The organism is Streptomyces sp. CB02414, from assembly GCF_001905385.1.
In the GTDB taxonomy this organism is placed as follows: domain Bacteria; phylum Actinomycetota; class Actinomycetes; order Streptomycetales; family Streptomycetaceae; genus Streptomyces.
The window spans coordinates 279,869-293,478 of record NZ_LIPF01000002.1 but is presented as its reverse complement, the minus strand read 5'-3'; the positions used below and the strand labels follow the sequence as shown (position 1 = coordinate 293,478).

Sequence of the window (13,610 nt, the reverse complement as noted above, 5' to 3'; positions counted from 1 at the left end):
CCGGTGTGGGTTTCCCCAGCGGTCACGGGATACACGCGAGAGGCGGCCAGTATGGTGGTGCGCGCCGCCGAGCCGCCCGCTGAAGGTGTGACGGGCGGCGGAGCCAACCGGGAGAACCTGCCTTGAGTCGTGAAACTGACAGTTCGTCCTCCGGGCCCCACGGGCGCGGCGGAGCCGCCTACCCGTCGGGCACCCCGCCCTACGGGACACCCACGGCTTCCGACGCCGGTGCGGACGCGGGCCGTTCGGCCTCGCGGCCCGAGGAGCGCAAGACCGAGACGACGCTGACGACCCGCATCAAGATCAACATCCCCGGGTCGCGTCCCATCCCGCCGGTCGTCGTGCGCAAGCCCGTCGCGGACACCGAGGGCGACGCCGGTGACGCGGAGCCGGCCGGCCGGACCGAGCCGACCGCTTCCACGCCGGCCCCCGGCCTCGCGGAGGCTCCCGCCGAGCCCGAGCAGCACGCCAGGCCCGCCGAGGACAAGCCGGCCAGCGACTGGTTCGCGCCGCGCAAGTCCGGTCCGGGCAAGGGTGCTCAGGGAGGCGGCTCCGCCAACGGCGCCGGTACGGCCGGTGGTTCGGGGGCCGCGCCCGGTGCGCCCGGCGCCTCCGGTCCGGGTGCGGGTGCGGGTGCTTCCGGTGCGGGCACGCGGCCGGGCGGCGGGAGCGGCCGTCCCGGTGGCGTCGTCGGTTCCATGAACGCCCCCGGCGGCTCCCGGTCCGGTGCCGCGGGCGGCGCCGGCCGTTCCGGTGCGACCGGCGGACCGGTGGCGCCCGGCCACGGCGGCGGCACCGGCTCCTTCGACGTCACCGAGGCGCTGGCGGCGGGACCGCTGGGCAACGGCAACGGCACCCGTCCGGGCGGCGACGACCAGCCGTACCTTCCGGGTGACGGGCAGGGCGGCCGGGCTCCCGGTCCCCGCCCGGGGCAGCACGGACCGAACGGGCAGTCCCCGTACGGCGGCCCGCAGGGTCCCGCGGGCCCGACGGGCGGACCGGTCACCGGCGACAGCCCGCTGGCACCGCCGGCCGGCGGCCCCGGCGTGCCGGGCGGACAGCGCGGTCCCGAACCCAACGGCCTGCGCGGTCCGGGTGGCCCGGGCAGGCCGCAGGGCCCCGGCGCCGGTCCCGGCACCGCCCGGCCCGGTCCCGGCGGCGGGCTCAGCGACGACACCGCGATCCTCACCCCGCAGAAGCCCGCCCCCGAGCCCGGCACCCGCGGCCACGGCAACCCGGACAACGTCTCCGGCAACACCGTCACCAGCGGCATCCCGGTCGTACCGGCGGAACACACCGCGCCGTTCCGGGGCGCGCCCGTCGACGGAACGTCGCCGCACACGCCCCCGAAGCTGCCCGAGCCGGTCTCCGCGCCCCCGGCGAGCTCCGCCAAGCCCGCCAAGAAGAAGGGACGCGGGAAGCTTCCGCTGCTCGTCGGCGGCCTGGTCGTCGTCGCCGGTGTCACCTACGGCGCCGGTCTGCTCATGAACCGCTCCGACGTGCCCAAGGGCACCACCGTGCTCGGCGTCGACATCGGCGGCAGCACGCGAGACGACGCCGTCGAGAAGCTGGACGACGTCCTCGGGGCCCGCGCGGCCAAGCCGCTCAAGCTCACGGTGGGCGGCGACACCGTCTCCCTGAAGCCGGACCAGGCGGGGCTCCAGCTCGACACGCAGGCCACGGCCAGCAACGCGGCGACCAGCGACTACAACCCGGTCTCCGTGATCGGCTCGCTCTTCGGCCAGGAGCGGGTCGTCGAGCCGGAGATGCCCGTCGACGAGGAGAAGCTGCACGCAGCCCTGGAGGACGCCGCGGGCGGCGCCGGATCGGTGACCGAGGGCACGATCGAGTTCGAGTCCGGCAAGGCCGTCCCCGTGTACGGCAAGCCGGGCAAGGGCATCGACGTCGCCAAGTCCACCGAGGCCGTGCGGGAGGCGTACCGCGCCCAGGTCGAGACGGGCACCGCCACCCCGGTGAACGTGCCGACGACCACCCAGCAGCCCACGGTCTCCAAGGCCGAGGTCGACCGGATGATGAAGGAGTTCGCCGAGCCGGCGATGTCGGCGAAGGTGACCGTGCAGACGGACCCGGCGCACTCCGTCCCCATGAGCCCGGAGAAGTCGCTGTGGAAGTTCCTCAGGGTCACGGCCGTCAACGGCAAGCTTGTCGACAAGCCCGACCTGAACGCCCTCGAAGAGCTCTACGGCGGGGCGTTCGACGGCGTGCTCATCACCCGCGCCAGCGGTGAGAAGACGCCTGTCACCCCCCAGGACGTCTACGGCGCCCTGCGCCAGGCCCTGAAGAGCAAGACCGACCGCGTCGCGGTCATCGAGACCGACCCCAGCTGACGACCCACCGCGCGAAGGAGGGGCGCCCGGCACTCGCCGGGCGCCCCTCGCGTCGTACGACGGCCGCCCCCCAGGGCCCGCCGGCGTTCAGTTCAGCATCGCCCGAGCCCCCCGCGCCTCCTCCCGGACCCGTTCCGCGGCCTCCTCGTCCACCGCCGCCACGACCTCCGCGTACGCCTCCAGCTCTCCGGCCCCCGCCGAGAACTCCCCTCGCTGCACCAGCAGCCGCGCCCGCTCGTACCGCAGCCGCGCCGGATGCGCCGGCAGCAGCAGCGCCAGCTCGATCGCCCACAGCCCGACCGCCGACTGCTCCGGCCGCGCCGCCGCCCACGCCCGGATGTTGTTCAGGACCCGCGCCACCACGTCCAACGGCGCCGCGGGCTCCAGCATCGACGGCCGCAACGCCGCCCCCGTCGCCCCGGCGACCAGCACCTCCGCGTCGTTCCCCTCGAGCAGCCGGCCTCCGTCGAACGGATCGGCGAGCACCCGCTCCTCGTCCTCTTCTGACCCGAACGCCGGGCCCAGCTCCGACCCGAAGCCGACCACGAAGTGCCCCGGCAGCGCGACGCCGTAGACCGGAGCCCCGGCCCGCCGGGCCACCTCCAGCCACACCACCGACAGCAGGATCGGCAGCCCGCGCCGGCGCCGCAGCACCTCGTGCAGCAGCGACGACTCCAGCCGCTGGTAGTCCGCGGCGGCCCCGTGGAACCCGTACCGCTCGCCCAGCAGGTCCCGCAGCGCCACCGCCCAGGCCCGCGGCGAACCCGGCCGGAACGGCAGCTCCCCGGCCAGCCGGTCCAGCTCCACCTGAGCGGCGTCCAGACCCGCGTCGTCCAGCGCCCCGTCCGCCTCCGCGCCCACCAGCAGGCACAGTGCCGACAGGTCGGGCCGCTCGGAACGCGCCTCTTCGGCGAACCGCCGCCGCACCTCGGCGGAGCGTTCCGGCGACGGGGGCTGCGGAGAACGAGGATGACGCATGACTGGCTCGTGCCCTTCCACGGCGATCGGTTACCGGTCCGTACCGGCGTCCGCCGGCTCCCGGTAGTGGTGGTACGCGTGGTGTGCCGCGAAGCCCATCCCGGTGTACAGCGCCCGCGCCGCCGGGTTGTCGGCCTCCACCTGGAGCCACGCCGCCGACGCGCCCTCGTCGAGCGCCCGCCGGGCCAGCGCGGCCATCACGGCGGTGGCGAGCCCCCGGCGCCGCTGCGCGGGGTCGACCTCGACGGCCGCGAAGGAGGCCCACCGCCCGTCCACGACACACCGCCCGACGGCCGCGGGGGCGTCGGCGCCGGGCACCGTCGCGAACCACACCGACGGCCCGGAGCCCAGCACCCGCAGGGCCACGTCGCTCACGCCCTTGCGCTGATAGCGCGACAGCCACGCCTCGTCCGCCTCCCGGGCCAGGCCGACGCCGGCGCCCTCCGCCCGGTCGGCGACCGGCGCGAGCCCGCCGGTCCACACCTCGGCCGTCACCTCCCGCACCCAGCCCCGCCGCTCCAGCTCGGCGCACAGCGGCTCCTGCGTGCCCTCGGCGCCGGTGGCGGTCTGGACGTACGCGGGCAGGTCGCGCTCGCCGTACCAGCGCCGTACGGCCGTCAGCGCCTCGTCGAGCGGCATCCCCGGATCACCGAGCGGCAGGACGGAGTTGGCCCGCCGCGTGAACCCGCCGGCCGCCCGCAGCTCCCAGTCGCCGAGCCACTCGCTCTCCACCGGCCGCCAGGCCCGCGAGGCGACCCGCGCCAGCTCCTCGTAGGAGGCGGCGGGGCCGCGCCGACGCGCCGGGGCGGACGGCGCGACCTTCCCCGCGACCAGCGAGGATTCGGATATGCGGACGCTCTCGCCACTCTTCCGTGTGATCAGCAGCACACCATCGTCCCATGATGTGAGAACACCGACCGTGTCGGTGAACTTCTCCGCCGCGCCACCAGCATCGTTCAAGCGCCGTACGGAGACCCGTTTGCCCACGTCAGCAGCGGTGATGCGGACTTCGAGACGGCCTGCGGCAGAGATTTCCACGGGTCGGTGCACCCCTCCTGTTCGGATCATGCCCAAGAACGGAGATACTAGGGGTGGGCATCGACGACGCCGCGCTCCCGCGCGCCAGGCGGCGGAGCCTGAGGAGGCCCGCCAGCGCCCGTATCGAGGAGGAACGACAGCGTGACCTACGTCATCGCGCAGCCTTGTGTCGACGTCAAGGACAAGGCGTGCATCGAGGAGTGCCCGGTCGACTGCATCTACGAGGGCCAGCGGTCCTTGTACATCCACCCGGACGAATGCGTCGACTGCGGCGCCTGTGAGCCGGTCTGCCCGGTCGAGGCGATCTTCTACGAGGACGACACTCCGGAGGAGTGGAAGGACTACTACAAGGCGAACGTCGAGTTCTTCGACGAGCTGGGCTCGCCCGGCGGCGCCAGCAAGCTGGGGCTGATCGAGCGCGACCACCCCTTCATCGCCGCGCTGCCGCCGCAGGCGTAAGCACCCGCGCCGCCTCGGTCCCGTACGGCCCGGTCACCCGATCGGCGCCGTACGGGGCCGAGGCGTTCGCCGTACCGACGAAAGTGAGCCACCAACCGTGTCCGCAGTCTCCGACCGCCTCCCCACGTTCCCCTGGGACAAGCTGGAGCCGTACAAGAAGACGGCCGCCGCGCATCCGGACGGCATCGTCGACCTCTCCGTCGGCACCCCGGTCGACCCCGTCCCCGACCTGATCCAGAAGGCCCTGGTCGACGCGGCGGACTCCCCGGGCTACCCGACCGTCTGGGGCACCCCGGCACTGCGCGACGCGATCAACGGCTGGGTCGAGCGCCGCCTCGGCGCCCGCGACGTCACCCACCGCCACGTCCTGCCCATCGTCGGCTCCAAGGAACTCGTCGCCTGGCTCCCGACCCAGCTCGGCCTCGGCCCCGGCGACAAGGTGGCCTTCCCGCGCCTGGCCTACCCGACGTACGAGGTCGGCGCGCGCCTGGCCCGCGCGGAGTACGAGGCGTACGACGACCCCACGGACCTGGACCCGACGGGCCTGAGGCTCCTGTGGCTCAACTCCCCGTCGAACCCGACCGGCAAGGTCCTGTCCAAGGCGGACCTGTCCCGCATCGTGGCCTGGGCCCGCGAACACGGCGTCCTCGTCGTCTCCGACGAGTGCTACCTGGAGCTGGGCTGGGAGGCCGACCCGGTCTCCGTCCTGCACCCGGACGTCAACGGCGGCTCGTACGACGGCCTGGTCGCCGTCCACTCGCTCTCCAAGCGCTCCAACCTCGCGGGCTACCGCGCGGCCTTCCTGGCGGGTGACCCGGGCGTCCTGGGGCCCCTCCTGGAGATCCGCAAGCACGGCGGCATGATGACGTCCGCGCCGACGCAGGCGGCGGTCGTGGCGGCCCTCGGCGACGACGAGCACGTCCGCGTCCAGCGCGAGCGTTACGCGGCCCGCCGCACGGCCCTGCGCGAGGCGCTCCTCGGCCACGGTTTCCGCATCGAGCACAGCGAGGCCAGCCTCTACCTCTGGGCGACCCGCGACGAGTCCTGCTGGGACACGGTGGCCCACCTGGCCGACCACGGCATCCTGGTCGCCCCCGGCGACTTCTACGGCCCCGCGGGCGCCAACCACATCCGCGTCGCCTTCACGGCCACGGACGAACGAGTTCAGGCAGCCGTATCCCGCCTGACGGCCTGACAGCCCCCAACGCCGGGCACCCGGCCAACAAACGCCCACCGTACCGACGCAGACACGCAAAACGCCGGGTCCCCAGGGAAACACCCCTGGGGACCCGGCGCCGTACAAGCCCGGCGCTAGCCGACCGGCAGACCCTGCACCGGCAGCCCGCCCTTGCCCAGCGCGTCCGTCGGCAGCCCGCTCTCCGTGGCCGTCGACGCGGTGTCACCGACGACCTCACCGGCGGAGCCCGCCGCGTCACCGGCGGTCTTCTGCGCCACCGGCGTGGTCTTCTTGACGAGCGAGCCGCCGGTCTTGCCCGCGGCCGGCACCGTCTTCTTGACGGCCTTGCTGCCGGTGTCGCCCGCGGTCTCGGTGACGTTCTGGGCCGCGGCGTCGACGGTGTTGCCGACGTTCGCCCCGTCCAGCGCGGTCAGTCCCCCGAGGTTCGGGGTGGCGGGCAGTTCGGGAGCCGCGCTGGCGGAGCCGGCCGCACCGACCCCGGCAGCCGCTCCCGCAGCGACGAGCAGCGCGGCACGGGCGATCCGGCGGGTCAGGGGGAGGGACATGATGCTCCTTCGACGGAAGTCAACGATGGGTGATCCGACCGTGCCCGGCGAGTGATCGACCGGGCTCGGACGCAGTGACTACCGCTCGAGGACGACGAAGGTTGCGGACGCACAACGTAAAGAGTTGGTAATGCGTCGCATTATCGGGTGCCCATAAAAACGGGCAAAAGGGAGTCGGTCGGAAAGTCTGCCGAATCCTTACAGCCCTTGATTTTCCTGGGCTCCGGCGGATAGGGCGCCGAGGCTCCGGAAGTGCGGGCGTCGCGTCGACACGGCGCCGCCACGAGTAGCCCCCACGGGTGACGAGTCGTACGGGCGGGCGCTACCGCGCGGTGGTGATCCGGACCGAGCCCGCGGCCCGCTCGGCGCCCCGCGTGCCGCCCTCGCCCGTCGGGTGCCACTTGCTGTCGGTGTTCCCCGCCGTCCACTGCCGGCCCGCGTAGGAGACCCGCTGGATGTGCAGCGAGGAGGCGTTGGCCACCGCCCAGTGCGCCAGCTGCCACCCGCGCCGCTCCGGGCTCGCCTCCGTGCCCGAACCGGCCGCGGCGACCGGCAGCGTCACGGTCCGGTCGGCGTCGGCGGAGCCGCCGGCGGCCGGCGAGGACGTGGAGTGCGGGGTGGCGGCGTCGCCGCTGCCCGCCTCCGCGCCGGCCGGCTGGAGCACATCGTGACCGAAGTCCCGTACGAGCGCCGCGCGGACCGCGTCGGGACCCTTGTCCCGGGTGGCGCCCGGGCGGCCCTGGCAGGTCAGCGTCGCCGCGGACCGCCCGGTCAGCGCGGCGGCCAGGAGCGTGGCGTCCGGTTCGTGCTTGGCGTACGCGTCCGGGAAGCCGCTGCGCTGCACGCGCTGGGCGGCGACGGTGAGCGGGAGACGGGTGTAGCCGGGCACCTCGACCAGGTGGTCGTAGAACATGCCCGCCGAGTACGCGGGGTCCATGATCTCCTCCGGCGTGCCCCAGCCCTGCGAGGGGCGCTGCTGGAACAGGCCGAGCGAGTCGCGGTCGCCGTGGTCGATGTTGCGCAGCGTCGACTCCTGCAGCGCGGTCGCCAGCGCGATCGTCACCGCCCGCTCGGGCAGGTCGCGCGCGGTGCCCACCGCGGTGATCGCCGCCGCGTTCACCGCCTGCTCCGGCGTGAACTCGTAGGTCGCCCCGCCGTCCTCGGCCGAGACCACCTTGCATCCGGGAGCGCCCCCGCCCCCGGTGACGTACTGCACCGCCACGTAACCGGCGACCGAGAGCAGGACCACGAAGGCCGCCCCCGAACGGAGAAGGCGGCCACGGCGTTTGCGGGCGGGTGACGGCTGAAGCACGCGTACAAGGTACTGGAGGGTAGCCATTGCTGTCCGCCGGGTACGAGCAATGCCCGCGAGGGCGGGGGCGCTAGGGTCGAAGCCATGGCCGATACCCCGCTTGACCTCACGCTGGACGCCGCGGAGCTTACCGCGCGGCTCGTCGACTTCCCCTCCGAGAGCGGCACCGAGGAGCCCTTGGCGGACGCGATCGAGAGCGCCCTGCGCGCCCTGCCGCACCTGTCGGTCGAGCGGTACGGCAACAACGTGGTGGCCCGCACCGACCTGGGGCGGGCGGAGCGCGTGATCCTGGCGGGCCACATCGACACCGTCCCGATCGCCGGCAACGTGCCGTCCCGGCTGGACGAGGACGGCGTGCTGTGGGGCTGCGGCACCTGCGACATGAAGGCGGGCGTCGCCGTGCAGCTGCGCATCGCCGCCACCGTCCCGGCCCCCAACCGCGACCTGACCTTCGTCTTCTACGACAACGAGGAGGTCGCCGCCGAGCTGAACGGCCTGAAGCACGTCGCCGAGGCGCACCCCGAGTGGCTGGAGGGCGACTTCGCCGTGCTCCTCGAACCGTCCGACGGCCAGGTGGAGGGCGGCTGCCAGGGCACCCTGCGGGTGCTGCTGAAGACGACGGGCGAGCGGGCGCACTCGGCGCGCTCCTGGATGGGCTCCAACGCCATCCACGCCGCCGCGCCGATCCTCGCCCGCCTGGCGGCGTACGAGCCGCGCTACCCGGTGATCGACGGCCTGGAGTACCGCGAGGGCCTGAACGCGGTCGGCATCACGGGCGGGGTCGCGGGCAACGTCATCCCCGACGAGTGCGTGGTCACGGTCAATTTCCGCTACGCCCCCGACCGCGGCCCCGAGGACGCCCTCGCCCACGTGCGGGAGGTCTTCGCGGACTGCGGGGTGTCGGAGTTCGTCGTCGACGACCACAGCGGGGCGGCCCTGCCCGGTCTGTCCCACCCGGCCGCGGCGGCCTTCATCGAGGCGGTGGGTGGCACCCCGCAGCCCAAGTACGGCTGGACGGACGTGTCCCGCTTCTCGGCGCTCGGTGTACCGGCCGTCAACTACGGCCCCGGCAACCCCCACTTGGCGCACAAGCGTGACGAGCGGGTGGAGACGGCGAAGATCCTCGCGGGGGAGGAGCGCCTGCGGTCCTGGCTGACGGCGTGATCCGGCGCGGGTTTAGCCCGCTGCGTGGCGGACATGCTGAGGTCCCTCGTACGTAACCCGCGTAGATCTACGCTGAGGTGGAAGAACCTGCAACTGGAGGGAGCGCGCATGGCTACCGGCAACCCCGAGGGCAAGAAGCGGCCACCGGAGGAGCAGCGCCTGGGCCCTGTCCTCCGGCGGCGGGGTCAGGTCCAGCAGAGCACCACGGACCAGCGCCTGCTGGACGAGCGCGCTCCGACCGACTGGGTGCACACCGACCCGTGGCGCGTCCTGCGCATCCAGTCGGAGTTCATCGAGGGCTTCGGCACGCTCGCCGAACTCCCGCCCGCGATCAGCGTCTTCGGCTCCGCCCGCACACCGGTGGACTCACCGGAGTACGACGCCGGCGTCCGGCTGGGCCGGGGCCTGGTCGAGGCGGGCTTCGCGGTCATCACCGGTGGCGGGCCGGGTGCCATGGAGGCGGCGAACAAGGGCGCGCTGGAGGCGAAGGGCACGTCGGTCGGCCTCGGCATCGAGCTGCCCTTCGAACAGGGGCTCAACCCGTACGTCGACATCGGCCTGAACTTCCGCTACTTCTTCGTCCGCAAGATGATGTTCGTGAAGTACGCGCAGGGCTTCGTGGTCCTGCCCGGCGGCCTCGGCACCCTCGACGAACTCTTCGAGGCGCTCACCCTGGTCCAGACCCAGAAGGTGACCCGCTTCCCCATCGTCCTCTTCGGCTCCGAGTACTGGGGCGGCCTGGTCGACTGGCTGCGCGGCACCCTGGTGGCCCAGGGCAAGGCCGCGGAGAAGGACCTCATGCTCTTCCACGTCACGGACGACGTGGACGAGGCGGTGGCCCTGGTCTCCAAGGAGGCGGGGCGCTAGAAAGGGCGGTTCCGACCTTGGGGTGCGGGCTCCGGGGCGCGGGCTCCGGGGTGCGGGTGCGTCCGGGGCCCCGGGGTGCAGGGGGCAAAGCCCCCGCCGGGGTCCAGGGGCGGAGCCCCTGGTGGGGTCGAAGGGGCGAAGTCCCTGGGGACGGGAACGGGTAGGGGCGGCGGGGGCGAGTAAGCCCTCTCGGTCGCTCAGCCGCCAGCCCGCCCGCCGCCCAGCCCCGCCACCCCACCCCGGCGCTACGCCAGCCCCCTCCGAGCCACCGCCGGCTCCCGGTGCCCGGCGATCGTCGCCACCATGTCCAGCACCTGCCGCGTCTCCGCCACCTCGTGCACCCGGTACACCCGCGCCCCCAGCCACGCCGACACCGCCGTCGTCGCCAGCGTCCCCAGCACCCGTTCCTTCACGGGCCGGTCCAGCGTCTCCCCGACGAAGTCCTTGTTCGACAGGGACACCAGCACCGGCCACCCCGTCTCCACCATCTCCCCGAGCCGCCGCGTCGCCTCCAGGCTGTGCCGCGTGTTCTTCCCGAAGTCGTGCCCGGGATCGATCATCACCGACTCCCGCGGCACCCCGAGCGCCACCGCCCGCTCGGCCAGCCCCACCGTCACCTTCAGGATGTCGGCCATGACGTCGTCGTACGTCACCCGGTGCGGCCGCGTCCGCGGCTCCGCGCCGCCGGCGTGCGTGCACACCAGCCCCACCCCGTACCGCGCGGCGACCTCCGCGAGCTTGGGGTCCACCCCGCCCCACGCGTCGTTCAGCAGGTCCGCGCCCACCTCGCACACGGCCTCGCCGACCTCGTGCCGCCAGGTGTCCACACTGATCACGACGTCCGGGAACCGCCGCCGCACCTCCGCGACGAACCCCACCGTCCGCCGCGCCTCCTCCTCCGCCGAGACCTCGTCCCCGGGGCCCGCCTTCACCCCGCCGATGTCGATGATCGCGGCGCCCTCGGCCACCGCCTGCTCCACGCGCGCGAGGGCGGGCTCGTCGCGGAAGGTCGCCCCCTGGTCGTAGAAGGAATCCGGGGTCCGGTTCACGATCGCCATGATCACCGGCTCGTGCGCCGCGAATTCACGCCTGCCCAGTCTGAGCATCCCCTGTGACATCTCCTCGTCCACATCCTTCTCACGTCCACTGAACCGAGCGCGGCGAACCGGGCCGGACACCCGGCCTTGGACCGCCTGCGGCCCCGACTGTCAGACTCGCATGGCACGATCGGACCCGGCACAACCGACTCCGGCTTCGAGTCCACCCGGACCCGCACCGGACCGGGACCCGATCCGACTACCCGACCATGGGGGCCCAGCGATGGTCATGTTCCTGTTCCTCGTCGTCGCGCTGGCCGTCGTGGTCGCCGCGGTGACGCTCGCCGTGGTGAGCGGCGGCGACAGCGGGTCGCTGCCCGACGCCGCGCCCGAGCGGCTGCGGGACTCCCTGCCCCCGGACCGTCCGGTCGGCCGCGCGGACGTGGAGCGGCTCCGCTTCCCGCTCGTCGCCCGCGGCTACCGCATGGCGGACGTCGACGACGCCCTCGGCCGCCTAGGCGCCGAACTGGCCGAGCGCGACGCCCGCATCGCCGACCTGGAGTCCGCGCTGGCCGGCGCCCGGGCCGCCGCCGCCCACCAGCACGTCTCCATGGAGAGCCATCAGCACGTCTCCATGGAGAAGCCGGGTCCTGAGGAGCAGCAGTGAGCGCCGGGGAGGCGATCGCCGGGCCCGACGGGGCGCCGCGCTGCCCCTGGGCCCTGTCCACCGCGGACTACGTGGCGTACCACGACGAGGAGTGGGGCCGCCCGGTCCACGGTGACGACGCCCTCTACGAACGCCTCAGCCTGGAGGCCTTCCAGTCCGGCCTGTCCTGGATCACCATCCTGCGCCGCCGCCCCGGCTTCCGCGCCGCCTTCGCCGGCTTCGAGATCGCCAAGGTGGCGGCCTTCACCGACGAGGACCGCGACCGCCTGCTCGCCGACACCGGCATCATCCGCAACCGCGCCAAGATCGACGCGACCCTGGCCAACGCGCGCGTGCTGGCCGACTGGGCCCCCGGCGAGCTGGACGAGCTGATCTGGTCCCACGCCCCGGACCCCGCAGGCCGCCCGGTCCCGAAGACCCTCGCCGACGTCCCGGCCGTCACACCTCGGTCCACGGCGCTGTCCAAGGCGCTGAAGAAGCGGGGCCTGCGCTTCGTCGGCCCGACGACGGCGTACGCGCTGATGCAGGCGTGCGGGCTGGTGGACGACCACCTGGAGACGTGCGTGGCGCGTGGCAACCCGTCCGGGGGCGTGCGGCAGCCCCCGGAAGGGTCACCGGATCACTTGCCCAGGTAGCGCGGCGCCTCCTTGTTCACGAAGGCCCGCACGGCGATCGCGTGGTCCTCGGAGGACCCGGCCCGGGACTGCAGCTCTTCCTCCTTCTCCAGGGCCTCGTCCAGCGAGTGCGTCAGCGCGAACGCCACCGACTCCTTCAGTGCCGCGTAGGCGACGGTCGGCCCCTCGGCCAGCGTCCGGGCCACCTTCTCCGCCTCGGCGCGCAGGTCCGCGGCGGGCACGACCCGGTTGGCGATCCCCAGCTCGTACGCCTCCTGCGCCTTGATGCCGCGCGGGAAGAGCAGCAGGTCGGCGGCGCGCCCGGGGCCGACGACGCGCGGCAGCGTCCAGGAGATCCCCGAATCGGCGGTGAGGGCGACACCGGCGAAGGACGTGTTGAACGACGCCGTGTCCGCGACGATCCGGTAGTCCGCCGCGAGCGCGAAGCCGAAGCCCGCCCCGGCCGCCACGCCGTTCACGGCGGCGACCACCGGCTTGCTCGCGCCCGCCAGCGCCCGCACGATCGGGTTGTAGTGCTCGCGCACCGTGCTCATGGTCTGGCCCGAGCCCGTCTCCCGGTCGGCGGCCAGCAGCCCGATGTGCTCCTTGAGGTCCTGCCCGACGCAGAACGCCCGCTCCCCGGCCGCCGTCAGCAGCACCGCCCGTACGGCGTCGTCGGCCGCCGCGGCACGCGCCGCGTCGCGGAGCGCGACCTTGGTCTCGATGTTCAACGCGTTCATCGCCTCGGGGCGGTTCAGCGTGATCGTCGCGAGCCCGTCGCTCACCTCGTAGAGCACGGTGTCGGCCATGGATTCCCCTCCGCGTCGTAGACGGTCGTGGTCGTACGTGTGTGTCCGGCACTCAGCATGACCGAGATCACCGGAAGTGGATCGCTCCACGGATGTGACCTGCGTCAAAGGATTCCGGTCCGTATCCATTCGGCGGAAGTGGGCGGGGGCGCGCAGTATCGCAGTCACATCGCCGAATTGAGTGGTTTTGCTCGCGCGCGTTGCCCAAGCGATGCCGACCGATGTTGGTCATCGGGTCGTGGGATGCGGGATAATGGCTGGGAAGCAATGTGTTCGATGCCGGTGTCGCGCGTCCGGGCCGGATTGCGCGTGCCCTCACGGGCCGTCGGCGGTGACGGTGAGCTGGTATCAGGAAGGGGAACGAGCATGGCGGCCATGAAGCCGCGGACGGGCGATGGCCCGCTCGAGGTGACCAAGGAGGGGCGGGGCATCGTCATGCGCGTTCCGCTCGAAGGCGGCGGGCGGCTCGTCGTCGAGCTGACCCCCGATGAGGCCGACGCGCTCGGCGACGCCCTCAAGCAGGTCGTCGGCTGACGCGCGAGCGACCATACCCGTTCAGTCGCCCCGGTGCCGC

At 73.4% G+C, this 13,610-nt stretch carries 14 protein-coding genes; 8 read left to right on the top strand and 6 right to left on the bottom strand.

The features are described 5' to 3' along the window. Positions 1 to 122: 122 nt before the first annotated feature. Positions 123 to 2,348, top strand: coding sequence for a hypothetical protein (locus AMK11_RS07465; protein ID WP_079187296.1), 2,226 nt, complete (start codon positions 123 to 125; stop codon positions 2,346 to 2,348). An 87-nt stretch (positions 2,349 to 2,435) separates the two neighbouring features. Here AMK11_RS07465 and AMK11_RS07460 read toward each other — a convergent pair whose 3' ends face one another. Beyond that, entirely contained in the window at positions 2,436 to 3,326 is an 891-nt protein-coding gene (locus tag AMK11_RS07460) for a transglutaminase-like domain-containing protein (RefSeq protein ID WP_073724484.1), read from the bottom strand. Positions 3,327 to 3,356: 30 nt separating this feature from the next. Then, positions 3,357 to 4,364 (bottom strand): GNAT family N-acetyltransferase, encoded by a 1,008-nt coding sequence (locus AMK11_RS07455; RefSeq protein ID WP_073724482.1) that lies wholly within the window; start codon positions 4,362 to 4,364, stop codon positions 3,357 to 3,359. 141 nt (positions 4,365 to 4,505) lie between these two features. Here AMK11_RS07455 and fdxA point away from each other — a divergent pair, with 141 nt between their 5' ends. Both fdxA and AMK11_RS07445 read left to right on the top strand, forming a co-directional pair. Next, a complete protein-coding gene (gene fdxA / locus AMK11_RS07450) occupies positions 4,506 to 4,823 on the top strand; it encodes a ferredoxin (RefSeq protein ID WP_004926152.1) in 318 nt (105 codons plus the stop codon). A 97-nt stretch (positions 4,824 to 4,920) separates the two neighbouring features. Then, on the top strand, positions 4,921 to 6,018 hold the full coding sequence (locus AMK11_RS07445; protein ID WP_073724480.1) for a bifunctional succinyldiaminopimelate transaminase/glutamate-prephenate aminotransferase: 1,098 nt from the start codon (positions 4,921 to 4,923) through the stop codon (positions 6,016 to 6,018). A 116-nt stretch (positions 6,019 to 6,134) separates the two neighbouring features. Here the strand turns inward: AMK11_RS07445 and AMK11_RS07440 are convergent, their stop codons facing one another. Both AMK11_RS07440 and AMK11_RS07435 read right to left on the bottom strand, forming a co-directional pair. Next, positions 6,135 to 6,566 carry an ATP-binding protein gene (locus AMK11_RS07440; protein ID WP_073724478.1) on the bottom strand — a complete coding sequence of 144 codons (432 nt, stop codon included), beginning with the start codon at positions 6,564 to 6,566 and terminating at the stop codon, positions 6,135 to 6,137. Positions 6,567 to 6,888: 322 nt separating this feature from the next. After that, positions 6,889 to 7,878: a heavy metal transporter gene (locus AMK11_RS07435; protein ID WP_079187295.1), complete on the bottom strand. Its 990-nt coding sequence runs from the start codon at positions 7,876 to 7,878 to the stop codon at positions 6,889 to 6,891. A gap of 84 nt (positions 7,879 to 7,962) precedes the next feature. Here AMK11_RS07435 and dapE point away from each other — a divergent pair, with 84 nt between their 5' ends. After that, on the top strand, positions 7,963 to 9,042 hold the full coding sequence (dapE, locus tag AMK11_RS07430) for a succinyl-diaminopimelate desuccinylase (RefSeq protein WP_073724474.1): 1,080 nt from the start codon (positions 7,963 to 7,965) through the stop codon (positions 9,040 to 9,042). A gap of 108 nt (positions 9,043 to 9,150) precedes the next feature. Then, the gene (locus AMK11_RS07425; RefSeq protein ID WP_073724473.1) at positions 9,151 to 9,909 is read left to right on the top strand and encodes a TIGR00730 family Rossman fold protein; all 759 of its coding nucleotides are present in this window, start codon (positions 9,151 to 9,153) and stop codon (positions 9,907 to 9,909) included. 245 nt (positions 9,910 to 10,154) lie between these two features. Here the strand turns inward: AMK11_RS07425 and folP are convergent, their stop codons facing one another. Next, positions 10,155 to 11,015, bottom strand: coding sequence for a dihydropteroate synthase (gene folP, locus AMK11_RS07420; RefSeq protein WP_073724471.1), 861 nt, complete (start codon positions 11,013 to 11,015; stop codon positions 10,155 to 10,157). 214 nt (positions 11,016 to 11,229) lie between these two features. On the opposite strand from folP, the gene AMK11_RS07415 reads away from it, so the two are divergent. After that, complete coding sequence (locus AMK11_RS07415; protein WP_073724469.1) at positions 11,230 to 11,613, top strand: DivIVA domain-containing protein; 384 nt, start codon at positions 11,230 to 11,232, stop codon at positions 11,611 to 11,613. Further along, positions 11,610 to 12,248: a DNA-3-methyladenine glycosylase I gene (locus AMK11_RS07410; protein WP_073724467.1), complete on the top strand. Its 639-nt coding sequence runs from the start codon at positions 11,610 to 11,612 to the stop codon at positions 12,246 to 12,248. The genes AMK11_RS07415 and AMK11_RS07410 overlap by 4 nt, the downstream gene beginning before the upstream one ends. Here AMK11_RS07410 and AMK11_RS07405 read toward each other — a convergent pair. Then, complete coding sequence (locus AMK11_RS07405) at positions 12,233 to 13,036, bottom strand: enoyl-CoA hydratase/isomerase family protein (protein ID WP_073724465.1); 804 nt, start codon at positions 13,034 to 13,036, stop codon at positions 12,233 to 12,235. The genes AMK11_RS07410 and AMK11_RS07405 overlap by 16 nt on opposite strands. A gap of 366 nt (positions 13,037 to 13,402) precedes the next feature. Here AMK11_RS07405 and AMK11_RS07400 point away from each other — a divergent pair, with 366 nt between their 5' ends. Then, a complete protein-coding gene (locus tag AMK11_RS07400) occupies positions 13,403 to 13,570 on the top strand; it encodes a DUF3117 domain-containing protein (protein WP_018105485.1) in 168 nt (55 codons plus the stop codon). Positions 13,571 to 13,610 lie beyond the last annotated feature (40 nt).